This is a genomic window from Microbispora sp. H10836 (genome assembly GCF_012999525.1).
Lineage (GTDB): Bacteria > Actinomycetota > Actinomycetes > Streptosporangiales > Streptosporangiaceae > Microbispora.
The window spans coordinates 18,694-41,710 of record NZ_JABBWU010000036.1; the positions used below are offsets into that span (position 1 = coordinate 18,694).

General features: G+C 71.9%; 21 protein-coding genes. 11 read left to right on the plus strand and 10 right to left on the minus strand.

What is annotated here, in order from left to right:
• Positions 1–89: 89 nt before the first annotated feature.
• Entirely contained in the window at positions 90–1,220 is a 1,131-nt protein-coding gene (locus HHX30_RS38690; RefSeq protein ID WP_169988916.1) for a serine protease, read from the plus strand.
• Positions 1,221–1,271: 51 nt separating this feature from the next.
• The gene (locus HHX30_RS38695; protein WP_169988917.1) at positions 1,272–2,321 is read left to right on the plus strand and encodes a serine protease; all 1,050 of its coding nucleotides are present in this window, start codon (positions 1,272–1,274) and stop codon (positions 2,319–2,321) included.
• Between the two features lie 4 nt (positions 2,322–2,325).
• Here the strand turns inward: HHX30_RS38695 and ppk2 are convergent, their stop codons facing one another.
• Positions 2,326–3,270: a polyphosphate kinase 2 gene (gene ppk2 / locus HHX30_RS38700; RefSeq protein WP_169988918.1), complete on the minus strand. Its 945-nt coding sequence runs from the start codon at positions 3,268–3,270 to the stop codon at positions 2,326–2,328.
• Positions 3,271–3,446: 176 nt separating this feature from the next.
• On the opposite strand from ppk2, the gene HHX30_RS38705 reads away from it, so the two are divergent.
• A complete protein-coding gene (locus tag HHX30_RS38705) occupies positions 3,447–4,190 on the plus strand; it encodes a transposase (protein ID WP_311923031.1) in 744 nt (247 codons plus the stop codon).
• A 98-nt stretch (positions 4,191–4,288) separates the two neighbouring features.
• On the opposite strand, the gene HHX30_RS38710 is transcribed toward HHX30_RS38705, so the two are convergent.
• Together HHX30_RS38710 and HHX30_RS38715 are read right to left on the minus strand one after the other, a co-directional pair.
• A complete protein-coding gene (locus HHX30_RS38710; RefSeq protein ID WP_169988920.1) occupies positions 4,289–5,371 on the minus strand; it encodes an ATP-binding protein in 1,083 nt (360 codons plus the stop codon).
• A complete protein-coding gene (locus HHX30_RS38715; RefSeq protein ID WP_169988921.1) occupies positions 5,368–6,021 on the minus strand; it encodes a response regulator transcription factor in 654 nt (217 codons plus the stop codon). The genes HHX30_RS38710 and HHX30_RS38715 overlap by 4 nt, the downstream gene beginning before the upstream one ends.
• A gap of 88 nt (positions 6,022–6,109) precedes the next feature.
• Between HHX30_RS38715 and HHX30_RS38720 the strand changes: the two genes are divergently transcribed.
• The 3 genes from HHX30_RS38720 (at position 6,110) to HHX30_RS38730 (ending at position 9,089) form a co-directional block, all read left to right on the plus strand.
• Positions 6,110–7,477, plus strand: coding sequence for a S41 family peptidase (locus tag HHX30_RS38720; RefSeq protein ID WP_169988922.1), 1,368 nt, complete (start codon positions 6,110–6,112; stop codon positions 7,475–7,477).
• Positions 7,478–7,552: 75 nt separating this feature from the next.
• Positions 7,553–8,629, plus strand: coding sequence for a DUF6745 domain-containing protein (locus HHX30_RS38725; RefSeq protein ID WP_169988923.1), 1,077 nt, complete (start codon positions 7,553–7,555; stop codon positions 8,627–8,629).
• A 10-nt stretch (positions 8,630–8,639) separates the two neighbouring features.
• A complete protein-coding gene (locus HHX30_RS38730) occupies positions 8,640–9,089 on the plus strand; it encodes a hypothetical protein (protein ID WP_169988924.1) in 450 nt (149 codons plus the stop codon).
• A 78-nt stretch (positions 9,090–9,167) separates the two neighbouring features.
• Here the strand turns inward: HHX30_RS38730 and HHX30_RS38735 are convergent, their stop codons facing one another.
• Complete coding sequence (locus HHX30_RS38735; protein ID WP_169988925.1) at positions 9,168–10,613, minus strand: aldehyde dehydrogenase family protein; 1,446 nt, start codon at positions 10,611–10,613, stop codon at positions 9,168–9,170.
• 218 nt (positions 10,614–10,831) lie between these two features.
• Between HHX30_RS38735 and HHX30_RS38740 the strand changes: the two genes are divergently transcribed.
• Positions 10,832–11,461 carry a TetR/AcrR family transcriptional regulator gene (locus HHX30_RS38740; protein WP_169988926.1) on the plus strand — a complete coding sequence of 210 codons (630 nt, stop codon included), beginning with the start codon at positions 10,832–10,834 and terminating at the stop codon, positions 11,459–11,461.
• A 34-nt stretch (positions 11,462–11,495) separates the two neighbouring features.
• On the opposite strand, the gene HHX30_RS38750 is transcribed toward HHX30_RS38740, so the two are convergent.
• On the minus strand, positions 11,496–13,253 hold the full coding sequence (locus HHX30_RS38750) for a PucR family transcriptional regulator (RefSeq protein ID WP_311923032.1): 1,758 nt from the start codon (positions 13,251–13,253) through the stop codon (positions 11,496–11,498).
• 108 nt (positions 13,254–13,361) lie between these two features.
• Here HHX30_RS38750 and gabT point away from each other — a divergent pair, with 108 nt between their 5' ends.
• Both gabT and HHX30_RS38760 read left to right on the plus strand, forming a co-directional pair.
• Complete coding sequence (gene gabT / locus HHX30_RS38755; protein ID WP_169988927.1) at positions 13,362–14,711, plus strand: 4-aminobutyrate--2-oxoglutarate transaminase; 1,350 nt, start codon at positions 13,362–13,364, stop codon at positions 14,709–14,711.
• Positions 14,712–14,881: 170 nt separating this feature from the next.
• Positions 14,882–15,130, plus strand: coding sequence for a hypothetical protein (locus HHX30_RS38760; RefSeq protein WP_139576006.1), 249 nt, complete (start codon positions 14,882–14,884; stop codon positions 15,128–15,130).
• Positions 15,131–15,280: 150 nt separating this feature from the next.
• Here the strand turns inward: HHX30_RS38760 and HHX30_RS38765 are convergent, their stop codons facing one another.
• Positions 15,281–15,871: a TetR/AcrR family transcriptional regulator gene (locus HHX30_RS38765; protein WP_169988928.1), complete on the minus strand. Its 591-nt coding sequence runs from the start codon at positions 15,869–15,871 to the stop codon at positions 15,281–15,283.
• 87 nt (positions 15,872–15,958) lie between these two features.
• Between HHX30_RS38765 and HHX30_RS38770 the strand changes: the two genes are divergently transcribed.
• Positions 15,959–16,540 carry a hypothetical protein gene (locus tag HHX30_RS38770; RefSeq protein ID WP_169988929.1) on the plus strand — a complete coding sequence of 194 codons (582 nt, stop codon included), beginning with the start codon at positions 15,959–15,961 and terminating at the stop codon, positions 16,538–16,540.
• A gap of 39 nt (positions 16,541–16,579) precedes the next feature.
• Here the strand turns inward: HHX30_RS38770 and HHX30_RS38775 are convergent, their stop codons facing one another.
• The 4 genes from HHX30_RS38775 to HHX30_RS38790 all read right to left on the minus strand — a co-directional run bounded on the left by HHX30_RS38775 (position 16,580) and on the right by HHX30_RS38790 (position 22,157).
• Positions 16,580–17,767 carry an extracellular solute-binding protein gene (locus HHX30_RS38775; protein ID WP_169988930.1) on the minus strand — a complete coding sequence of 396 codons (1,188 nt, stop codon included), beginning with the start codon at positions 17,765–17,767 and terminating at the stop codon, positions 16,580–16,582.
• Positions 17,768–17,841: 74 nt separating this feature from the next.
• Positions 17,842–19,335: a CoA-acylating methylmalonate-semialdehyde dehydrogenase gene (locus tag HHX30_RS38780; RefSeq protein WP_169988931.1), complete on the minus strand. Its 1,494-nt coding sequence runs from the start codon at positions 19,333–19,335 to the stop codon at positions 17,842–17,844.
• A complete protein-coding gene (locus tag HHX30_RS38785) occupies positions 19,322–20,617 on the minus strand; it encodes an aspartate aminotransferase family protein (RefSeq protein ID WP_169988932.1) in 1,296 nt (431 codons plus the stop codon). The genes HHX30_RS38780 and HHX30_RS38785 overlap by 14 nt, the downstream gene beginning before the upstream one ends.
• 70 nt (positions 20,618–20,687) lie before the next feature.
• On the minus strand, positions 20,688–22,157 hold the full coding sequence (locus HHX30_RS38790) for an MFS transporter (RefSeq protein WP_169988933.1): 1,470 nt from the start codon (positions 22,155–22,157) through the stop codon (positions 20,688–20,690).
• An 83-nt stretch (positions 22,158–22,240) separates the two neighbouring features.
• On the opposite strand from HHX30_RS38790, the gene HHX30_RS38795 reads away from it, so the two are divergent.
• The gene (locus HHX30_RS38795; protein ID WP_169988934.1) at positions 22,241–22,951 is read left to right on the plus strand and encodes a TetR/AcrR family transcriptional regulator C-terminal domain-containing protein; all 711 of its coding nucleotides are present in this window, start codon (positions 22,241–22,243) and stop codon (positions 22,949–22,951) included.
• Positions 22,952–23,017 lie beyond the last annotated feature (66 nt).

The window sequence follows — 23,017 nt, forward strand, 5'->3', positions numbered from 1 at the left end:
TGCCCATAACCGTATAGATGGATTGTGAGAAATCCGGGTGAAGGCGTCGCTACTTTCCCGCGTCAGGACATCCCGACCCGGAGGTAGGCATGCACCCCACCACACGACGTCTCGCGGTTCTCGCCGTCCCCGCCCTCGCGGCCGCGGGGGCGATGCTCCCCGCCGCACACGGCGCCGCGGCGACCGTGACCCGGGCCGCCGCCGGCCCCCGGCCCGCCGTTCACGAGGCCGCCGACACGACGACGGAGCAGCGTACGGTCAAGAAGTTCTGGACCGCCGCGAGGATGGAGGCCGCCGAGCCGCTGGACGCGCCCGGCACCGGCGACCGGCACTTCGCCGCGGCCGCCTCCGCCGCCGCCGACGGCACCGGGACACGGCCCGTCGTCGTCTCCCCCACCGCGCCCGACTCCTCCACCGCGCCCGGCTCCTCCACCGCGCCCACCTCCTCCACCATGTCCGGCGCCACGACGTCCACGGCCAGGACCATGGCGGCCGACGCCGCCGCGAACGTCTCGTCGCGGACCTCGGGCTCGCCCTGGACGGCGGGCGGGACGGTCGCGAGGACGACGGGCAGGGTGTTCTTCACGGTCACGGCCGGGTCGGACGCCGGGCGGAACGCCTCCTGCTCGGGCACCGCCGTCACCAGCGCCAACAAAAGCGTGGTCATCACCGCGGGCCACTGCGTGAAGCTGAACGGCGCCTTCCACGCCAACTGGGTCTTCGTCCCCGGCTATGACCGGGGCGACCGGCCCAACGGCACCTGGCCGGCGACCACCCTGCTCACCACCTCGCAGTGGAACTCCGGCGAGAACATGAACTACGACCTCGCCGCCGCCGTCGTCGCTCCGCAGGGCGGCAAGAGCCTCACCGACGTCGTCGGCGGCCAGGGCGTCGCGTTCAACCAGCCGCGCGGGCGGCAGACGTACGCGTTCGGCTACCCCGCGGGCGCGCCGTACGACGGGTCGACGCTGGTCTACTGCGGCGGGCGCACGTTCGACGACTACCTCAGCTCCCAGGACCAGGGACTGAGCTGCGGCATGACCGGCGGATCGAGCGGTGGCCCGTGGTTCGTGAGGTTCGACCCGAGCACCGGCGGCGGCCTGCTCAACTCGGTGAACAGCTTCAAGTACAACTTCGCGTCCTACTGGATGTTCGGGCCCTACTTCGGCCCCGAGGCCGAGGCGGTCTACAACGCGGCCCAGAAGACGGCCCTGACCTGATTCACGGAAAGTAGCGACAAGACCACGAACGGTGGTCCACACTCGGGAGCCATGACTCCGAGCCTCCCCTTGCTTGCCGTCACCGCCCTCGTCGCCGGACTCCTGGGAGCCCCCAGCCCGGAGGTCCCGCCCCTCGGAGACGTCGTGGAGCACGTCGCCGGGCACGCGTCCGGGATCTACTGGACGCCGCAGCGGATGGCGCGGGCGGTCCCGGTCGGGCTGCTGGGCGGCACCCCGCCGGTCCTGCCGCCCGTCGTCGGGGCCGCCCTGCCGCCGGCCGCCAGGTCGGCTCTCGCCCCCGGCCACGCGGCCCAGCCGGCCACGAGGACCGGGACGACCCGGACGACCGGGACGACCCAGACGACCCGGACGACCGGGACCAGCAGGACACGGCAGGCGGCGGCGATGCCCCCCGTCACCACCAGCGGCACGCGCTGGGCGGCGGGCGGTTCGGTGACGAGGACCACCGGCAGGGTGTTCCTGACGCTGAACGGGGTGGACTTCTCCTGCTCCGCCAGTGCCGTCCGCAGCGCGAACAGGGATCTGGTCGTCACCGCCGGGCACTGCGTCAAGGACGGCGCCGGGGCCTGGGCGGAGAACTGGACCTTCGTTCCCGGATACGACGAGGGGCGGCAGCCGTACGGCGGCTTCCCCGCGCGGCGCATGTTCGTCGCCGGGCCCTGGTCGCGCTCCGGCAACGACGACTACGACGTGGGCATGGTCGCCGTGGACGACCTGGACGGGCAGCACCTGACCGACGCCGTGGGCGGGCAGCCCATCGGCTTCGACCCGCCGCGGGGCCGCCGGACCTACGGCTTCGGGTTCCCCGCCGATCCTCCGTACGACGGCGAGCGACTGCTGTACTGCGCGGGTGTCCCGCACGGCGACCCGCAGGGGCAGACCCGCGACCAGGGCCTGCGGTGCAACCTCACGGCGGGGGCCAGCGGCGGGCCCTGGCTCAGCGGCTTCGACCCCGCCTCGGGCCGGGGCACGCTGACGTCCGTCAGCAGCTTCAAGTACAGCAACGACCACCGCACGATGTACGGCCCCTACTTCGGCAACGCCGTACGCGACCTGTACCGCACCGCCGAGCGGGCGTGAGGGGTCAGAACGGCGACAGCGGCTCGGCGTTGTCCTCGTCCACGATGTCGGCGGCGGACCGGACGATCAGGGGATCCGGCTCGCCCACCACCGAGCCGTCCTTGTCGTCGTAGTCGTACAGCGACAGGACGTAGCGCATCGCCTCCAGCCTGCCGCGCTTCTTGTCGTTGCTCTTGATGATCGTCCAGGGGGCGTCCTCGGTGTCGGTGTTGAGGAACATGTCCTCCTTGGCCCGGGTGTACTCGTCCCACAGGTCCAGCGAGGCGATGTCCATGGGCGACAGCTTCCACTGCCGCACGGGGTCCACCTGGCGGATGACGAACCGGGTGCGCTGTTCGGCCCGCGACACCGAGAACCACAGTTTGACCAGGCGGATGCCGTCGCGCACGAGCATCCGCTCGAACAGCGGAGCCTGGTACATGAACTCCATGTACTCCTCCGGAGTGCAGAAGCCCATGACCCGCTCGACCCCGGCCCGGTTGTACCAGGACCGGTCGAGCAGCACGATCTCCCCCGCCGCCGGGAGGTGCTCGACGTACCGCTGGAAGTACCACTGGCCGCGCTCACGTTCGCTGGGCTTCTCCAGCGCCACCACCGTGGCGCCGCGGGGGTTGAGGTGCTCCATGAAGCGCTTGATGGTGCCGCCCTTGCCGGCCGCGTCCCGTCCCTCGAACAGGATCACCAGGCGCCCGCCGGTGTCCTTCAGCCAGTACTGCAGCTTCAGCAGCTCGATCTGCAGCAGCCGCTTCTGCCGGTCGTACTCCTGCCGGGCGATGCGGTGGTCGTACGGGTAGTGCTCGCGCCAGGTGTCCACCGGACCGCCGTCGGCGCGTACGAGGACGGGATCGTCGTCATCGTCGTCCAGCACCTTCAACCCCGGCGTACGGCGCAGCAACTCGACGCCGTCCGGGTGCTCCCGCGCACTCTGCGACGCTTCCGGCATTTCCATCAGAGTCTCCCGTGGGGACCGTCGTCTTCCGGCGACGGGGGAATCGGAAGCGGGAGGGCCGCCAGGGCCCGGGCGTGCCCTGGCCTGCGTGGTCTGCTCATCACAGATTTCCTTCCGGGTTTTGTCGGTGCCAGGCGATACCGTGACGTTCTTGTTTCCGAGCGTGGGAGGTGGGCGTGCGCAGGTCGTTCACGTTCCTGCTGCGCCCCACCCGTAAGCAGGCCGCCGCGCTCACTCAGTGCCTGCGCGACCACCGGGAGCTTTACAACGCCGCCTTGGAGCGGTTGGACAAGGCGTTCGCGGCATTCTTCGCCCGTGTGAAGGCGGGGAGCACGCCGGGGTTTCCCCGGTTCAAGGGGCGGGGCTGGTTCGACACCGTGACCTGGCCCAAGGATGGCGACGGCTGCCGGTGGGACTGTCAGCCCGAGCACCCGGCCGCGACCTACGTCCGGTTGCAGGGCATCGGCCACGTGCGGGTGCATCAGCACCGCCCGGTCCACGGCCGGGTGAAGACGATCAGCCAGGCGCTCGCGCTGGTCCGCGACGATGACGTGATCGTGCATGAGGACCTGCGGATCGCGAACATGACCCGCAGCGCGTCCGGCACGATCGAGGCCCCCGGGCGGAACGTCGCGGCCAAGCCGGGGCTGAACCGGAGCATCCTGGACGCGGGTTGGGGGGTGTTCCTGCGTGTGCTCGCGCACAAGGCTGAAAGCGCCGGTCGCGAACTGATCGCAGTCGAGCCCCGCAACACCTCCCGCACCTGCTCGCGTTGCGGGCACTGCGCGAAGGACAACCGCCTCACCCAAGCCCGGTTCCGATGCCAGGCGTGCGGCCACGAGGCGCACGCCGACGTGAACGCGGCCACCAACATTCTCAGGGCAGGGCTTGCCCTTCGCGACGCTGCGGAAGCGGCCTAGCGAGAAGCCGCTCCCTCCAGGGAACGGAGGAGTCACGACCCCCTACTGCACCTGTCGGGCGATCCCAATCCCCGTCGGCCGCACTGTTCGCGGGAAATTCATCCGGTCGGGAACGTCACGGCGACTTCGAGGCCGCCGCCGGGGTTGGGACGTGCCCGTACGGCGGCTCCGTGCGCCGTCGCGATCGACGCGACGATCGACAACCCGAGCCCCGCGCCCTGGCGGCGACTGGTATGCAGTCGCCTGAAGGGCGCGAAGATGTCGCCCAGGCGCTCGGCCGGCACCTCGGGACCGGTGTTGCGGACCGTCAGCACGCCCCCGGCGAGCGTCACCTCGACGGCGCCGCCGGGGTGGTTGTACCGCACGGCGTTGTCGACGAGGTTGGTGACGAGCCGGTTCAGCAGGATCGGGTCGCCGGGGACGACGAACCATTCCATCCGCGCCGTGACGGTCACCGCACCGCGGTCCGCTTCCGCCAGAACCAGCCGTACGACCTCGTCGAGCGCCACCGGGCTCCGCCTCTCCAGCCCGTGCTCGGCCTGGGAGAGGACCAGCAGGGCGTCGATGAGACTTTCGATGCGGTGGTTGTGGAGCAGCAGCGTGTCGCGGATCTCCCCGACGTCCTCGGGCAGGCCGACCTCGATCGCCGTCCGCTGCACGGCGAGCGGGGTCCGCAGCTCGTGGGAGGCGTTCGCGATGAACCGCCGCTGACTCACGACCGAGCGCTCCAGCCGGTCGAGCATGGCGTCGAACGTGTCGGCCAGCTCCTTCAGCTCGTCCCGCGGCCCGGACAGGGCGATCCGCTCGTGCAGGGTGGACAGGGACAGCCGCTGCGCGGTGGAGGTGATCCGGTGGAGGGGCCGCAGGACACGCCCCGAGATCACCCATCCCACGACCACCGACACCACCGTCAGGACGCCGATCGCCAGCACGCTCACGTCCCACTGATAGTGGATCACGTCCCGCACCAGCGCGGACAGCGGCGACGGTGCGTCCGGCGGCCTGTCCATCGGTGCGGCCGGGGCCGGCGGTGCCCCTCCCGGCAACGGCGCGGGAAGCCGCGCGATCCGCGAGGCCAGCGCCTGCCGCAACAACGTGTTGACGATGACCAGCAGCACCACGGAGGTGAGCAGGAAGATCCCCGAGTAGATCAGCGTGAGACGTACCCGGACCGTCGTCACAGCACGTAACCCGCGCCGGGAACGGTCCGGATGCACGGCGGGTCGCCCAGCTTCGCGCGCAGGCGGCTGACCACGACCCGCACCACGGTCGTGAAGGGGTCGGCGTTCTCGTCCCAGGCCTCCTCGAGGAGCCGCTCGGTGCTCACCACCGCGCCCTCCGCCCGCATCAGCACCTCAAGGACGGCGAACTCCTTGAGCGACAGATGCAGGTGGCGGCCGTCCCTGGACGCCTGGAGCCGGTGCGTGTCGAGCACGATCCCGTGCCGGGCCAGCACCGGGGGCACCTGTTCCCGGCTGCGCCGGCCCAGCGCCCGGACCCGGGCGACGAGTTCGGTGAAGTCGAAGGGCTTGGGCAGGTAGTCGTCGGCTCCCATGCCGAGCCCGGCGACGCGCTCCGGCACCGACGCGGCCGCCGTCATCATGAGGATCCGCGTACGGCTGCCGCGCGCCACCAGCTCGCGGCAGACCAGGTCGCCGTGCAGCTCCGGCAGATCGCGGTCGAGCACGAGGACGTCGTAGTCGCTCACCGCCAGCCGCTCGGCCGCGGCGGCCCCGTCGTAGACCACGTCGACCGCCATGGCGTGACGGCGCAGCCCCATCGCCACGAGATCGGCCAGATCGCGTTCGTCTTCGGCCACGAGAACCCGCATACCCGGGTTCCTAACCGACGGGGGGTAACAGCGGCGTTAACGATGTCGTTCACGGCCGCGCAACCCGCCGGCGGCCACGCTGACGGGCATGATCAGAACTGTCTGCTCCGCCGTCCTGGCGACGGCCTGCGCGCTGACCGCCACCGTTCCCGCTCCCACCGCGGCGACGACCACCACGACACCTGCCGCGACGGCCGCGGCGTCTCCGGACGGCGCGTGCGCCCGGCTGACCGCGCCGCCGCCCGAGTCCGCGCCGCCGACGACGGTGGACACGCTCCGGCAGGCGTACGAGTGCGTGCTGGACAACTACTACAGCGGGCCCGCGCTGGATCCGAAGGTCCTGCTGCGGGACGCTCTCGCCGCGTACACGCAGGAGCTGATGCGACGCGGCGCCGACGCGGCCGGCCTCGGTCTGCCCGCGCTGACGGGGAACCGCGACGCCGACTGGGCCGCGTTCGCCGGTGTGATCGGCGCCGGCCACCCGGACGCGCTGCGCGCCGCGATCACCGGCATGGTCGCCGGGCTGCACGACAACCACGCCCGGGTGATGAGGCCGACTCCCCCGCCCGAGGGCGGGCCGACCGGAACGGGCATCGCGGGGCTGTCGGCCGCGCAGGGGCCACAGCTGGATCCGGCGGCCCGGCCACCCCTGTTCATCACCCGCGTCCTGCCTCGCAGCCCGGCGGACCGCGCCGGCGTCCGGCCCGGCGACATCGTCGTCGAGGTGGACGGCATGCCGGCGTTCTTCGGGGACAAGGTGAACCAGAGCCTCGTCGAGGCGTTCACCTCCGACACCGTGCGGCTCACGCTGAAGCGGCCCACGACGGGACGTGTCAGAACCGTGAAGCTCACGGCGGGGCCCGTCGGGGAGCAGGAGCGGTCGGTGACGTCGAAGACGCTGCCCGGCGGCGTCACCTACGTCAAGGTGCCCGGGTTCTTCGAGGGCGCGGCCGACCAGGTGATCGCCAAGCTGAAGGGCGCCACGAAGGCCGCGGTCATCGACCTGCGCGGCAACGGCGGCGGGTCGCCGCGTGAGGTGACCCGGCTGCTCGGCGCGTTCGCGCACGGCAAGGTCACCAGCTACTTCTGTCCCCTCAAGGGCGAGTGCGCGCCGAACCGCACCGACGACACCGTGCCCCTGCTCGGGCTGCGCCTGGTCGTGCTCACCGACCGCGCGTGCGCCTCGGCCTGCGAGGACTTCAGCGCGGCCGTGAAGGACAACGGCCTGGGCACCCTCGTCGGGACCCGCACCGCGGGCGCGATCTCCGGCCCGAGCGAGCCGTACCTCCTCGACGACGGGAGCGTGCTGCTCCTGCCCAAGGTCCGGCACCTCGGTCCCGCCCGGGAGACCATCGACACCATCGGCGTCCCCGTCGACCACTACGCCCCCATGACGGCGCTCGACCTGGCCAAGGGCAGCGACCCCGGCCTCGCCAAGGCGCTCGGTCTCCTCTGACCGTGGACAGGACCCGTGGCCGTCTGTCACCATCGAAGACATGATCGTTGGAAAGGACGACGCCACCCGCATCCGGTGAGCGTTCTCGCGCAGCGGGAAGCTGCCGCACTCCGCGAAAAATGGCTGGGCCGCATCCTGTCGACGCGGCCCGCCGACCGTCCGGCCGCAGAGGCCGCCATCACCGGGCTGTACGGGCTGATCGGGCTCGCTCCGCCCCGGTTCCACTGGGTCCCGTCACCACTCACGGCCCTGACGACCCTCCCGCCCGGTCTGCGTCCACGTTCCGTCGAGGACGCGAGCCGGGTATCCGACTGGCCTCTCACCCGCCGGTTCCAGGCCGTGGTGACGGGGCTCTGCCTGGACCTCGATCCGCGGGTCCGCCGCGCGCATCGAGGCCTGGACGACTGGATCCGCCGCGACGTCCACGTCTCGCTCGAGCGCTCGATGGACGGCGCGTTCGTCAGGCCGGTTCTGGCCGCGCACGCACCACACCTCCCCAGGCCGGCCTGGTACCGCACCCAGAGCGCCTTCTGGGTCGCCCACTACGACGCCCTGCGGCGGGCGGGGGCGGTCTTCACGGCCGAGCAGGCGCGACAACTCGACCTGTGGGCCACCGCGGCCGCCTCCTGCGGCCCGTGGTGGCCCCGCCAGGACGTCTGCGTCGTGTCCGAACGGCCCACCGTCCTCCGTACGGAGGTGTGGGGCGACGACGGTGAGGTGCGGCCGCACTGCCCGGACGGCCCGGCCGTGCGGTACGCCGACGGCTGGGAGGTGCACGCCTGGCACGGCACACTCGTGCCCCCGTGGGTGATCACCGATCCATCCGTCGAACGCATCGAGCGGGAGGAGAACGTCGAGGTCAGGCGGTGCGCGATCGAGCGCATCGGCTGGGACGCCTACATCGAGCGGGCCGGGCTGCGCCCGGTCGCCTCCGCGCCCGACCCCGGCAACCCCGGCCACTTCCTGCGGCTCTACGACCTGCGCCGGGAGACCAGGGTGCTCCTCGCGGTGAACGGCTCCGTCGAACGCGACGGGACCCGCCGGCGGTACGGGCTGACCGTGCCGGGCTACTTCCGTGACCCGATCGCCGCCGCCGGCTGGACCTACGGGCTGTCCGCCGAGCAGTACTCCCTACTCGTCCGCCGAACCTGAGGTGACTCCCATGACTGTGACTCTGGCATCCCTGTCCCACCGGACCGGACTCGCCGTGCTCGACCATCTCGAACGGTCGGCGCGCATCCCCGTCGTCGACGGGCTTCACGCCCAGGGCGACCTCATCGTCGTCCCGCTCCCGCTCATCGCGTCCTCCGTGCGGGCCCGGCCGCGGGCCCGGTGGACGGACGTGCCGCCCGAGGGGATCGAGCTGCTGCGCGGCGCCGCCGGCGGCAACCCGCACACGCTCGTCGCCGACGCGGGCACCTGCCGCTGGACGGCGGACGTCGCCGACGCCGAGGGCCTGGCGCTCGGCGTCTTCGAGGCCTCGGCCGTCGTCTACCTGCTGCATCCCGAGCACGGCGGGACGGGCTGCGCCCCCGGCGCCTACGCCGTACGGCGGCAGCGCGAGCAGTGGTCCCGCGGATCGGCCCTCGGGGCACGGCTCGTGGCGGACTGACGCCCTGAAGAAGAAGCCAGGCTCGGGGACGTGGTCCCCGAGCCCGGCCTCCGCTTAGTCCGCGGCGTCTCAAAGCGCTCAGAGCGTGAGGCCCGTGAGCACCATGACCTTCTCGTAGGTGAAGTCCTCCATCGCCGAGCGCAGCCCCTCGCGGCCCACGCCCGACTCCTTGACCCCGCCGTACGGCATCTGGTCGGCCCGGTAGGACGGCACGTCGCCGATGATGACGCCGCCGACCTCGAGCTCCCGGTTGGCCCGGAAGGCGACGTCCAGGCTGCGGGTGAAGACCCCGGCCTGCAGGCCGTACCGGGAGTCGTTGACCGCGGCGAACGCCTCGTCGACCGAGGCGACCCGCTGCACGATCACGACGGGCCCGAAGACCTCCTCGCAGGCCACCTTGGCGTCGGCGGGCACGTCGGCCAGCACGGTGGGGGCGACGGTCGCGCCGTCCCTGGTGCCGCCCGCCAGCAGGCGCGCACCGGCGGCGACGGCCTCGTTGACCCAGCTCTCGACGCGGATCGCGGCGTCCTCGCTGACGAGGGGGCCGACCTGCGTCTTGTCGTCCGCGGGGTCGCCGGTCACGAGCGAGCCGACGGCGGCGACGAGCTTGTCGGTGAACGCGCCGGCGACCGTGTCCTCCACGAGCACCCGCTGCACCGCGATGCAGCTCTGGCCCGCCTGGTAGTTGGAGAAGAGCGCCACGCGGCTCGCCGCCCAGTCGAGGTCGGCGTCGGCCAGCACGACCGCGGCGGCGTTGCCGCCGAGTTCGAGCGTGACGTGCTTGCGCGGCACACTGTCGAGGATCGAGTAGCCGACCGGGCCGGAGCCGGTGAAGGAGATGACCGGCAGCCGCGGGTCCTCCACCAGCGCGGCCGCCCGGTCGTTCGGCACGGGCAGCACCGAGAACATGCCCTCGGGCAGATCGGTCTCGGCCAGGATCTCGCCGAGCACGAGCGCCGAAAGCGGAGTCGCGGGCGCGGGCTTGACCACGATCGGCGCGCCGACGGCGATGGCGGGGGCGACCTTGTGCGCCACCAGGTTGAGCGGAAAGTTGAACGGCGTGATCGCCAGCACCGGGCCGTGCGGCACTCGGGAGACGTAGGCGAGCCGTCCCTGCGCCGCGGGCTCGGTGTCGAGCCGCTGCACCTCGCCGCTGAACCGGCGGGCCTCCTCGGCGCCGAAGCGGAACGTCGAGATCGCGCGGCCCACCTCGCCCCGCGCCCAGAAGATCGGCTTGCCGTTCTCGGCGCTGATGAGCTGGGCGATCTCCTCGGCGCGCTCGGTCAGCCGCCGGGCCACGTGGGCCAGCGCCTCGGCGCGTACGTGGATGGGCAGCGCGGCGGCCTGCTTGCGCACGGCGTCGGCGGCGGCCACCGCCTGCTCGACCTGCTCGGGGGTCGGCACCGAGTGGACGCCGACGACCCTGCCGTCGTGGGGGTTGGTCACGGCCTGCTCGGCGTTTCCGGTGACGGGGCGACCGGCGAGCCAGAAGGGGCGGGGATCGGAAGTGCGGCCTACGTCCATGTCTTCACGCTATGCCACCTGGCGGGAGGCGGTCCCTACGCCGGACGGGCCAATCGCCGCCCTCCATCGCGCCATCGTGGACAACTTCTCAGATGTCACAGATGCGCGGCAATTTCATGATGTTTTCTGTTTCACTGCGGTTTGAAGGCGGAGCGGCATGGTTAAGTCATCATCCGGGTCTGTCGCGGGACCCCCAATATGAGAAGGGCTCGTCGCTGATGGGTACGCCGGCGCCGCTCGGTCTTCAGGGTGCCTACGCACGTGGCCATCGCAGCAACTACGACGAGTTGCGCACCCGTCTCCTCGACGTCGCCAACGGGCTGCTCGCCAAAGCCGGGCCGGAAAGCCTGACCGTACGCAGGATCGCCGCCGAGGCCGGCTGCTCGACCCAGGTCATCTACACGATGTTCGGCAGCAAGGAGGGACTGGCCGAGGCGCTCTACCTGGAGGGCTTCGAGCGGTTCCGCCGCCGGCTGGAGGCAGTGCCGAAGCGCGACGACCCGCTGGAGCACCTGAGCCTGCTCGGCCCCGCGTACCGGGAGGCGGCGCTGGCCGAGCCCGGTTACTACAGCCTGATGTTCGAGCGGGCCATCCCCGGCTTCGTGCCGAGCGAGCGCGCCCGCACGCTCGCGAGGGCCGCGCTCAACATCGTGGACCGGGTGATCGCCGACTGCATCTCCGCCGGGCACCTGGTGCCCACGCAGCCCCGGAAGATCGCCGATGCGCTGTGGGCCGCGGCTCAGGGTGCGCTCGGCCTGGAACGTGCCGGACATCTGCCTGACGGCAAGACGTACGAGATCGTCACGAACGCCACCATCCGCTCTTTCCTCGCCCGCCCCTCGGCCTGAGCCCGGTCTGAGCCCGGTCTGAGCCCGGTCTGAGCTACAGGCACAGCGCGATCCACAGCTCGGCCCGGACGGCGGGATCGTCCAGATCACGGCCGAGCAGCTCGCTCACCCGCTTCATGCGGTACCGGAGGGTGTGCCGATGCACACCCAGGCGTTGGGCCGCCGCGTCCCAGTGGCCGTTGCTGGCCAGGTAGGCGCGCAGCGATTCGACCAGATCGGCGCGCGAGCCGTACTCGCGGAGCGGCGCGAGGATCGCCGCGGCGAACGACGCGGCGGCGGCCGGGTCGATCAGCGACAGCAGCCCGCGCCCGGCCAGTTCGCTGAAGCGCGCCACCGGCGAGGCCGAGACGAGCGCCCGTCTCGCCTGGTCGAGAGCACGGTCCAGAGCACGGTCCAAAACACGGTGCAGGGCGCGGTCCGGGGCATGGTCGGGAGCGCGGTCCGGGGCACGGTCAGCGGCGCGGTCTGCGGCGCGGTCGTCCCAGGCCTCCGCGCGCATCTCCGCAAGGCTCTCCAACCGGCTTTCCGGCCGGCTCTCCACCCGGTTGTCCACCCGCGCGGAGGCTGCGATCTCCACGCCGGGCGCGCTGACGCCCACCCGGCCGTGCCGCGCGGCCAGCGCGACGACCTCGTCGGCGCAGGAATCCGGGGCCAGCACGACGAGCAGCCCCTCCCAGTGGGCGGTGAAGCACGGGGGAACCGCCCGCGACGTCGTCCCGGCGGCCGGCGCGCCCTTCGCCTCATGGGCGCCCGCCGCGGCTGTCCGGCGCCCGCCGGTGGAGTGCGGTGCCGCGCCGGTCAGGGCCTCGGTCAGCGCCTCGGGGTCGGGGGTGTCGCAGGCGAGGACCGTGACCGGCTCCCGGGGCAGCCGCATGCCCAGGGCCGACAGGGTCTCCGCGGCGGCCCGCGCCTCACCGGCCAGCAGCAGCCGGAGCACCGCCGAGCGCACGTGCGCCGCCGCCGACCGCTGCTCCCTGCCCTGTTCCAGCGCGAGCGTCAGCAGGGACCCGGCCGCGTTGACGACCGTGTGCGCGATGGGCGCGAACGGCCGCGGCGAGCCCACCGCGAAGAAGCCCCTGCGGCCCAGTGGCTGGACGACGACATGCTCGTCCGGGGTGGCCAGCGCGAGGCTCGACAGCGACGGCGCGTTCCGCAGCCGGGCGATCTCGGGCTCGAGCGACCGGGCCGTCTCCCCCGCCCAGTCCGCCGCCGCGCCGCGCGTGCCGGCCGGACCGGCGCGGCGGCCGGTCGCGTCGGCGGCGTGCCGTACGGCGCCCGAGGGGTCCAGCAGCAGCGCCCAGCCGCCGATCTCCCGCGCCAGCCGGTCCACCACGGCCACCGGCCCCTCGCGCTGCAGCGCGGCGCGGGTGAGCCTGCCCTGAGCCGCGAAGGCGCGGCTGATCTCCTCGTACTGCTCTCCGGCGAGCAGGTCGCTGACGGCCTTGCCGATCGCGATGAAGGGGGTGTCCCTCGGCACCTCGACCAGCGGCAGCCCGGCGGCCTCGGCCGCCTCCGCGAACCCGGGCGGCACGGCCTCGTGGCTCAGCCCCACCCCGAACCCCAGCCCGGTGACGCCCCGGGCCACGAGCCGGGAGACGTACGGCACGGCGTCGCCGGCGGACAGGCGCATGCCGGTCGTGAGCACCAGTTCGCCGCCCTCGAGGAACGGCGTCGGATCCTCCAGCTCGCTCACCGCGACCCAGCGGACCTGCCGGTCGAGGCCGTTGCGCCCCGCGAGTACCGCGAGGTGGAGCGGTACGATCGCGGTGATCCGGCGCAGCGTGGGTGCCACTGCTCTTCCCCCCGAACAGCCGGCTTGTCCTTACCGGCCAAAAGTACGCCTATATTCTGACATAGCGGCATATCGGCAGGTGGCAGCGGCGGTCGTACGGTCTCAGGTATGAGCACTGCCACCACGCACGGCGGCCCGCAGCTCCCCCAGGAGCGCCGCCTCGTCACCGAGATCCCCGGCCCGCGGTCCCGCGAGCTGTTCGCGCGCAAGCAGTCCGCCGTGCCTCCGGGCATCGGCACCACGCTGCCCGTCTTCGTGACCCACGCGGGCGGCGGTGTGATCGTCGACGCGGACGGCAACTCGCTGATCGACTTCGGCTCCGGCATCGCCGTGACCAACGTCGGCAACGCCGCCCCCCGGGTCGTCGAGCGTGTGCAGAAGCAGGTCGCCGACTTCACCCACACCTGTTTCATGGTCGCCCCGTACGAGTCGTACGTCGCGGTCTGCGAGAAGCTCAACGAGCTCACGCCCGGCGACCACGAGAAGCGGACGTTCCTCGTCAACAGCGGTGCGGAGGCCGTCGAGAACGCGGTCAAGGTCGCCCGGCACGCCACCGGGCGGCAGGCGGTCGTCGTCTTCGACCACGGCTACCACGGCCGCACGCTGCTGACGATGACGCTGACGGCCAAGAGCATGCCGTACAAGCACGGTTTCGGGCCGTTCGCGCCCGAGGTGTACCGGGTGCCGCTCGCCTACCCGTTCCGCTGGCCGACCGGCCCGGACAACTGCGCCGAGGAGGCCGCGGCGCAGGCGATCGACATGATCAACAAGCAGATCGGCGCGGAGAACGTCGCGGCGGTGGTCATCGAGCCGATCGCGGGCGAGGGCGGCTTCATCGAGCCGGCCCGCGGCTTCCTGCCGAAGATCGTGGAGTTCTGCCGCGCCAACGGCATCGTGTTCATCGCCGACGAGGTGCAGACGGGCTTCGCCCGCACCGGCCACATGTTCGCCTGCGAGGACGAGGGCATCGTCCCGGACATCATCACCACCGCCAAGGGCATCGCCGGCGGCCTTCCGCTGGCGGCGGTGACCGGCAGGGCCGACCTGCTCGACCACGTCCACAGCGGCGGCCTCGGCGGCACGTACGGCGGCAACCCGCTCGCCTGCGAGGCGGCCCTGGGTGTGCTGGAGACCATCGAGCAGGACAAGCTCGTCGAGCGGGCCCGGCACATCGGCGAGGTCATGCTGCCCCGCCTGCGCGCCATCCAGGAGCGCAACCCGATCATCGGGGACGTGCGCGGACGCGGCGCGATGATCGCCGTGGAGCTCGTGGTGCCCGGCACCAAGGAGCCCTACCCGGCCGCCGAGATCGCGCGCAGGTGCCACGAGCAGGGCCTGCTCGCGCTCACCGCCGGGACGTACGGCAACGTGCTGCGCTTCCTGCCGCCGCTCGTCATCCCGGACCACCTGCTCGAGGAGGGCCTCGCCATTCTGGAGAAGGCACTCAACGTGGAGTAGACCGTTTAAACAACATCAAAAGGGGCACCCGGTCTGTTCCGAGGTGTCCCTTTTGTTGTTGTACGGCTTGCGTTATGCCTCGATTTAACCATCGCTTGGCCCGACTCGCGCCGATCACGAAGGGTAACCGCGTTATAACGGTTCCGATAGGCGATCGAGGGGGGACTTTGATGGGCTGGAACCCGAACGGCGCCGAGCGGCTCATGCTGACGTTCGACCCTGCCGGCCTCACCACCACGCAGCGCGACGGCGACGCCTGCGTGGTCTGCCACAAGAAGTGGCCCCGCCCCCGGGTCAAGGTCGGGATGCTGCCCGACAACGCCCCCGTCCACGCCTGCGACGACTGCGCCGAGGCCCTGCTGCCCGCCCCCGAGGGCAAGGTGCCGCTGCCCCGCCGCTCCCGGGCGGCCATGTCCTGACCCAGGGCTGCCCCTGTTCCCGAGACCTCCCACCTTCGAGATCACCGCACCCTGCGGGCGGACGGATTACGCGGCGCGCCGCCGCCGGCTCCGGCCGCGCGCACCGGGCCGCGCTCGCCTGTCTCCCCCCGCCCTTGACGGAGCCCGATCTCAGGTCGCCAGATCCTCCAGGTGGGCGGCCAGCACCGCGCTGACGCGCTCGGGCGGCATCGACTCCGGCCTGGCCAGGACGTGCACGGTCAGGCCGTCGATGAGGGCACGCAGCCGCACCGCCTCGAACTCGGCGTCCCGATGCCCGGCGAGCTCCCCCTCCGCGGCGAGCGCGCGGACGGCCGAGGTCGTCGCCTCCACCAGACCGTCGTCCGCGTGGCGCAACCAGTCGGCGGCGACCGGGTCGCCCTGGGCCCGCGCGGTCAGCTGCAGCCAGACCTCGGCCTCCGCGCGCCGTTCCGGGTCCATCGGCAGCAGTTCCTCGAGCAGGCGGCGTACGGCGACGCGGACGGGTCCGTCGAAGACGGTGCTCGCGATGCGCGCGCGGACCCGCGCGATGACGTGCTCCATCGCGAAGGCGAGCAGCTCCGCCTGGGTCGAGAAGTAGTGCCGCAGCGCGCTCGGGGACCAGCCGGCCTCCGCGGCGATGCTGCGGACGGTGGCGGCGCCGACGCCGTCCCTGCGCACGACCCGCCACAGCGCCTCGGCGATCTCCTCACGCCGCACCCGGCGATCCACGATCTTCGGCACAGCTCCTCCAGCCACGCGACCCGCCATTTTTTATAGCACAATGTGTGAGAAACCTTCGTAGCACACGGTGCGAAAAAAGGAGCCGGCATGCTGTTCGGACTGATCGTCGCCTGCGAGGTGGCGTTCTGGGTACTCCTGGTCGCGGGCCTCGCCGTCCGATACCTCCTGCGCCGGCAGCGGCTCGGCGGCCTGCTGCTGCTCGCCGTTCCCGTCGTCGACCTGGTCCTCCTCGTGGCGAGCGTCGTCGACCTCCGCGACGGCGGCCGGGCGGAGCTCACGCACGGGCTGGCCGCGGCCTACCTGGGGTTCAGCGTCGCCTTCGGGCACGACATGGTGCGGTGGGCCGACGCCAGGTTCGCCCACCGCTTCGCCGGAGGGCCGCCGCCCGACCGGCGCAAGCGTTACGGCAGGGAGCGGGCCCGGTACGAATGGCGCGCCTGGGGCAAGGGCGCGATCGGCTGGGCCGTCGCCTGCGGGCTGCTGCTGGCCGGCGTCGCGCTCGTCGGCGACCTCGACCGCTCGGCCGCGCTGCTGGAGTGGGCCGGCCGCCTGACGTTCGTCATGGTGGTCTGGCTGGTGTTCTGGCCGGTCGCCTACACCCTCTTCCCCAAGCGCGCGCCCCGGGACGCCGGGACGCACGAATCCCTCAGCGGCGGGGCCGGGCGCTGACCTGCGTCAACGTGCACCGGTCCGGCCGGGCGCCGCCCGTCAGGACACGACGCGCGACCAGCGCTCCACCCACTTGTCGTACGCCTCGGGCCGCACCGCGAAGTAGACGCCCCGGAACGCGCGGGCGGTGCCGACGCGGTAGTCCAGGCAGATCCGGCGGGCCGCGCCGGTGCACGCCCCCGGGTTGGCCGGGGCGAGGCCCGTCCAGGCGGACACCTTGCGCTGCACGTCCGCCGACATGGTGAAGTCCAGCCACTTGTACGCGCACGACGGATGCGGGGCCCGGGCCGACATCATCCACGCGTCGGCCCAGCCGGTCACCGGCCGGTCCGTCAGGGCCCTGACCGGCTTGTGCCCCCGCCTGAGCACGTCCAGGTGGTACGGCGTGGCCTGCGCGAGCCGTGCGGACCCGGTCGCGAAGGCCTGGACGACCTCGACGGGATCACGCCAGAAGACGCGGCGGCCGGCCGCGCCGGAAGAGACCAGCTCGGCGGCGGCGTCGAGTTGGGCGTCGGTGAGGTCGAACGGGTCCTTGATGTCCGCGCCGACGTCCCCGCCTCCGGCCTTGAGCACCAGCGCGGCGTCGGCGAGCGACAGCGGGCGGTCCCGCAGCAGCACCGGGCCCTTGTCCGCGAAGAGCGACTCCGGGCCGTCGGGACTGACCTTGCCGGTGTCGTAGAGGACCTCGTTGGTCGCCCAGACGTACGGCACGCCGTACACCCGCTCGTCCCGGGTGACCGACGGCAGCGTCCGCAGCCGCTTGGGGATCTTGTCGTAGCCCTGCAGCAGAGCGGTGTTGAGCGGGGCGGCCCTGCCCTCGTTCATCAGCCGGCCGCCCACCTCGGGCGTCGCCGAGATCACGTCGAACGACGACGGCGGGAAGTCGCCCGGTTTCTCCTCCTGGCGGGGGTCGTAGTAGCGCAGGCTGACCTTGCAGCCCGTCTCCTTCTCGAACGTGCCGACCCACTTGACCTTGGGATCGACGCCGCCCCACTCGGCGTACCCGTCGATCGCGACCACGCTGAGCGTCCCCTCGCCCGGCCCGAGGGACGCGGCGGGGGTGGGCGTGGGGCCGGCGGAGGACGGACCGGCGCTGCGGGACGCGGTCGCCGCGACCGCCGAGGTGCCCGGCGTCGCCACCTCCGTCTCGGGCACGGGCCCGCCGCCGCAGGCGGCCGCGAGCAGGCCCGCGGCCGCGACCGTCCCGGCCAGATGTGTACGGCGCACGCACGACCCCCGTGAGAGAAGACGGACGCCCCGAGCCTACTAAGCCCTGCCGGTCCGGGGCGCCGCCCGCCGCGTCAGGCGTTGGTGGGGAAGCCCAGGTTCACGCCGCCATGGGAGGGATCGAGCCACCGCGAGGTGACGACCTTGCCCCTGGTGTAGAAGTGGACCCCCTCGGTGCCGTGCACGTGCGTGTCGCCGAACAGCGAGGCCTTCCAGCCGCCGAAGCTGTAGAAGGCCATCGGCACCGGGATCGGCACGTTGACGCCGATCATGCCGACCTCGACCTCGTTCTGGAAGCGCCGGGCCGCGCCGCCGTCGTTGGTGAAGATCGCCGTGCCGTTGCCGTACTCACCGGTGTTGATCAGCTCCAGGCCCTCCTCGTACGAGCGGACGCGCACGATCGACAGCACCGGGCCGAAGATCTCCTCACGGTGGACGCGGGAGTTCGGCGGCACGTGGTCGAGGACGGTGGGACCGAGCCAGAAGCCGTCTTCCCGTCCGCCGCGCACCGGCGTCTCCCGGCCGTCGACCACGAGCTTGGCCCCCTCCTCGACGCCGAGGTCGAGGTAGGACGCCACCTTGTCGCGGTGGGCGGCGGTGACGAGCGGGCCCATCTGCGACTCGGGGTCGTTCCCCGGGCCGATCTCGAGGTCGCGCACCCGCGACACGATCTTCTCGACCAGCTCGTCGCCGATCGGGTCGACCGCCAGCACCACGGAGATCGCCATGCACCGCTCCCCCGCCGAGCCGAAGCCCGCCGAGACGGCCGAGTCGGCGACCAGGTCGAGGTCGGCGTCGGGCAGCACGAGCATGTGGTTCTTGGCCCCGCCGAGCGCCTGCACCCGCTTGCCGTGGGCCGTGCCGGTCTCGTACACGTACCGCGCGATCGGCGTGGAGCCGACGAACGACACGGCCCGTACGGCCGGGTGCTCCAGCAGCCGGTCCACCGCCACCTTGTCACCCTGGACGACGTTGAACACGCCGTCCGGCAGGCCCGCCCGCCGCCACAGCTCCGCGAGCAGCAGGGACGCGGAGGGGTCGCGCTCGGAGGGCTTGAGCACGAAGGTGTTCCCGCAGGCGATGGCCACGGGGAACATCCACATCGGGACCATCGCCGGGAAGTTGAACGGCGTGATGCCCGCCACCACGCCGAGCGGCTGGCGGATCGAGTAGGAGTCGACCCGGGTCGAGACGTTCTCCGAGTAGCCGCCCTTGAGCAGGTGGGGGATGCCGCAGGCGAACTCCACGACCTCCAGTCCGCGGGCCACCTCGCCGAGCGCGTCGGAGTGCACCTTGCCGTGCTCGGCGGTGATCAGCGCGGCCAGGTCGTCGCGGTGCGCGTCGAGCAGCTCGCGGAACCGGAACAGGATCTGGGTGCGCTTGATGAGTGAGGCGTCGCGCCAGGCGGGGAAGGCCCGCGCGGCCGCCTCGACCGCCGCGTCGACCTCCTCGGCCGAGGCGAGCGCCACCTGCCCGCTCACCTCGCCGGTGGCGGGGTCGAACACCTCCGCCGTAGGGCCGGCGCCCTCGACGACCTCGCCGCCGATCCAGTGGTTAACGCGCTTCATCGTTGACGGCCTCCAGAGCGGTGACGAGGATGCCCAGGCCCTCGCGGGCCTCGTCCTCGGTGAGGGTGAGCGGCGGCGCCATCCGCAGCGTGTTGCCGTACAACCCGCCCTTGCCGACGAGCAGGCCGAGCTTCCTGGTCTCCTCCAGGAAGCGGGCGGCGAGCGCCGGGGCGGGCGCCTTGGTGGCGGGGTCGACCAGTTCGACGGCGAACATCAGCCCCTTGCCGCGTACGTCGCCGACGACGGGCAGCCGGCCGGCCGCCTCGCGCAGCCCGCCGATGATGATCTCGCCGGTCCTCGCGGCGTTGGCCTGCAGGTCGTGGTCGAGCACGTAGTCGAGGGTGGCGTTGGCCGCCGCCATCGAGATCGGGTTGCCGCCGAACGTGGCCACACCGGCGGCGTGCGGGCCGTCCATGAGGTCGCCGCGCGCCACGACGCCGCCGACCGCGAAGCCGTTGCCGAGCCCCTTGGCGAAGGTCATCATGTCCGGCGTCACGCCGTGGTTCTGGATCCCGAAGAACGCCGAGCCCGTACGGCCCCAGCCGGTCTGCACCTCGTCGGAGATGAGCAGGATGCCCTCCTCGTCGAGGACCTCCTTGTACGCCGCGAACAGCCCGTCGGGGGCCATCGTGAAGCCGCCCACGCCCTGGATCGGCTCGGCGATGAGGGCGGCGACGTCCTTGGTGACGGCGGTGGCGAGCACGTGACGCAGGTCGTCCACGCAGGCGGCGATGTAGTCGGCGTCCGACATGCCGCGGAACTGCGCCAGGTGCTTGTCGGCGCCGTGCAGGAAGTGCACGTTGAGCGGCGACAGCGAGTTGTTCTTCCACGACCGGTTGGAGGTCACGCTGACCGCGCCGAAGGATCGGCCGTGGTAGCTCTGCCGCATGGCGAGCACCTGGTCGGACCCGCGGGCGTAGGTGGCCAGCAGCAGGGCCGTCTCGTTGGCCTCGGTGCCGGAGTTGGTGAAGAAGACCTTCGCGTCCGGGATGCCGGACAGCCGGGCGATCTTCTCGGCCAGCTCGACCTGGCCGCGGATGAGATACAACGTCGAGGTGTGGACGACGCCGGTGGCGAGCTGGCGCTCGACGGCCTCCCGCACCTCGGGCACGTCGTACCCGATCATGTTGGTCAGGATCCCGGCGAAGAAGTCGAGATAGCTCTTACCGTTCGCGTCGACGACGCGATTCCCCTTGCCGCCGACGATCTCGATGGGCTCGTTGTAGTACAGGGCCATCCAGTTCGGCATGACCGCGCGATGGCGTGCGAGAAGGTCCGACATGCTCTGAAGTATCCCGGCTGACGGGTGACCGGCTCACCCGTCAGCCTGTCTGGGATCTTGCGAAGTTCGCTTACACAGTGGTGGGTGCCGCGGTCTCCGTCGCGGGAGCCGCGCCGGCGGCCTTCCGGCGCAGGACCAGCAGCGCGACCAGGGCCGCCGCGAGCGAGCAGCCCGCGCCCAGCCACGAGCCGACGGACATCGCCGACACGAACGCCTCGCGTCCGGCGGCGGCCACGGCGGCGTCGCCGAGGTTCACCGCGACGCCGATCGACTCGCGCGCCGCCGGCGGCGCCGACTCCGGCATGGCCGCGGTGTACGCGCCGGCGAGCACGCTGCCGAGGACGGCCACGCTGAGCGCCATGCCGACCTGCTGCACCGTGTCGTTGAGCGCGGAGCCGACCCCGGCGCGCTCGGGCGGCACCGCCCCCATCAGCGTGGCGTACGACGCGGGACCGGCCAGGCCGCCGCCCACTCCCATGACCATCAGGCCGGCGATCAGCGTGCCGTATCCGCCGGTGAGCGTGGACAGCAGCACGAACCCGGCGGCCATGACGACCAGGCCGGTGACGATCAGCGTCCGGTTGCTCACCTTCTTGCCGAGCGCCGCGCCGAGGCCGTTGAACACCATCGCGGCCACCACGTACGGCAGCAGGGCGAAACCGGCCTTCACCGGGTCGTAGCCGAGGACGAACTGCAGATACTGCGTGATGGCCAGCATCAGCGCGCCCGCGCCGAACGACAGCAGCACGATGGAAAAACACGCGCCGCTGAACGAGCGGTCGCGGAACAGGCCGAGCGGCAGCATGGGGTGGGCGTTGCGGCGCTCCCACAGCACGAACGCCAGCAGCGCGGCCGCCGAGACCGCCACGGTCAGGGGGTTGAAGTGCCCGCCGGGCGCCGAGATGACGGCCCAGACCAGCCCGCCCATCCCGGCCGTGGACAGGATCACGCCGAGCGGGTCGGCCCGCCGCGCCTCGCCGTACGTCTCGGGCATGAGCGCGAAGGCCGCGAAGATCGCCAGCACCGCGATCGGCACGTTGATCAGGAAGACCGACCCCCAGTAGTAGTGCCGGAGCAGGAACCCGCCGATCGTCGGACCGGCGATGACACCGACCATGGCGACCGAACTCCAGGCGGCGATGGCCTTGCGCCGCTCGCTCTCGTCGAACACGGTGATCAGGATCGACAGCGTCGACGGCATCACGCAGGAGCCGCCGACGCCCATCAGCGCGCGGGCGGCGATGAGCTGCCAGGGTTCGGTGGCGAGCGTGGCCGCCAGGGAGGCCCCGCCGAAGAACGCCAGGCCGATCACGAGCATCCGCCGCCTGCCGTACCGGTCGGACAGGCTGCCCGCGGTGAGCAGCAGGCCCGCGAACACCAGCACGTACGCGTCGATGATCCACTGCACGTCGGACGGCGTGGCGCCGAGGTCGCGCATGAGCGACGGGATCGCCAGGTTGAGGACGGTGTTGTCCACGACCAGGGTCAGCAGGCTCAGGCAGAGGACGCCGAGGATCCACCAGCGTCGGGGATGAGACATGAGAGTCACCTCGAACAGTGTGCGAGTACTGTCGGACACTGTACGACTGAGTCGAACACTGTGCGAGCGAATATTGTGAGGCCGTGTCAGCGAAGCCGTTCTCCTCGGTCTGGACCCGCGAGCGCAAGGGAGCGCGTGAGCAGGGCCTCAGCCGTGACCAGATCGTCCGGGCGGCCGTGGAGCTGCTCGACGCCGAGGGCCTCGACGCCCTCAGCATGCGCAAGCTCGGCGCCCGGCTCGGGGCGGGTGCGACCAGCCTCTACTGGCACGTGGCGAACAAGGACGAGCTGATCGAGCTCGTGATGGACGAGGTCTACGCGACCGTCGTGCTGCCCGAGGGCGCCGACTGGCGGGAGACGGCACGGGTGTTCGCCTACAGCATGCGCCAGGCGGTCCTCGGGCATCCCTGGAGCGCGGGCCTCATCGGCGTGGTCCCCGCGCTCGGGCCGAACGCGCTCACCGCGTCCGACCGGCTGATGGGGGCGTTCGCCCGCGCCGGTTTCGAGGGGATCGACGTGGATTACGCCATGACGGCCGTGGTGTCGTACACGCTGGGCGGCACGATTCCCGAGGTCGCCTTCCTCAGTGCGGTGGAGGCCACGGGCCAGAGCCTCGCGGAGATGCAGGCCGCCGTGGACCCGATCGTGATGAAGGTGGCGGCCGACCGGCCCAACCTGCTGGAGCGCTACCGGTCCTACGCGAGCGAGAACTTCGACCCCCTCGTGGCCCGGCGGCTCGCCTTCGAATTCGGGCTGACGGCTCTTCTGGAGGGCCTCGGCACGCGCCTGCGCTGAGATCAGGCCCTCAATGTGTCAGCTACTGGGGGGTCATCCTTACATAATGATCAGGTAGCCTCTGAG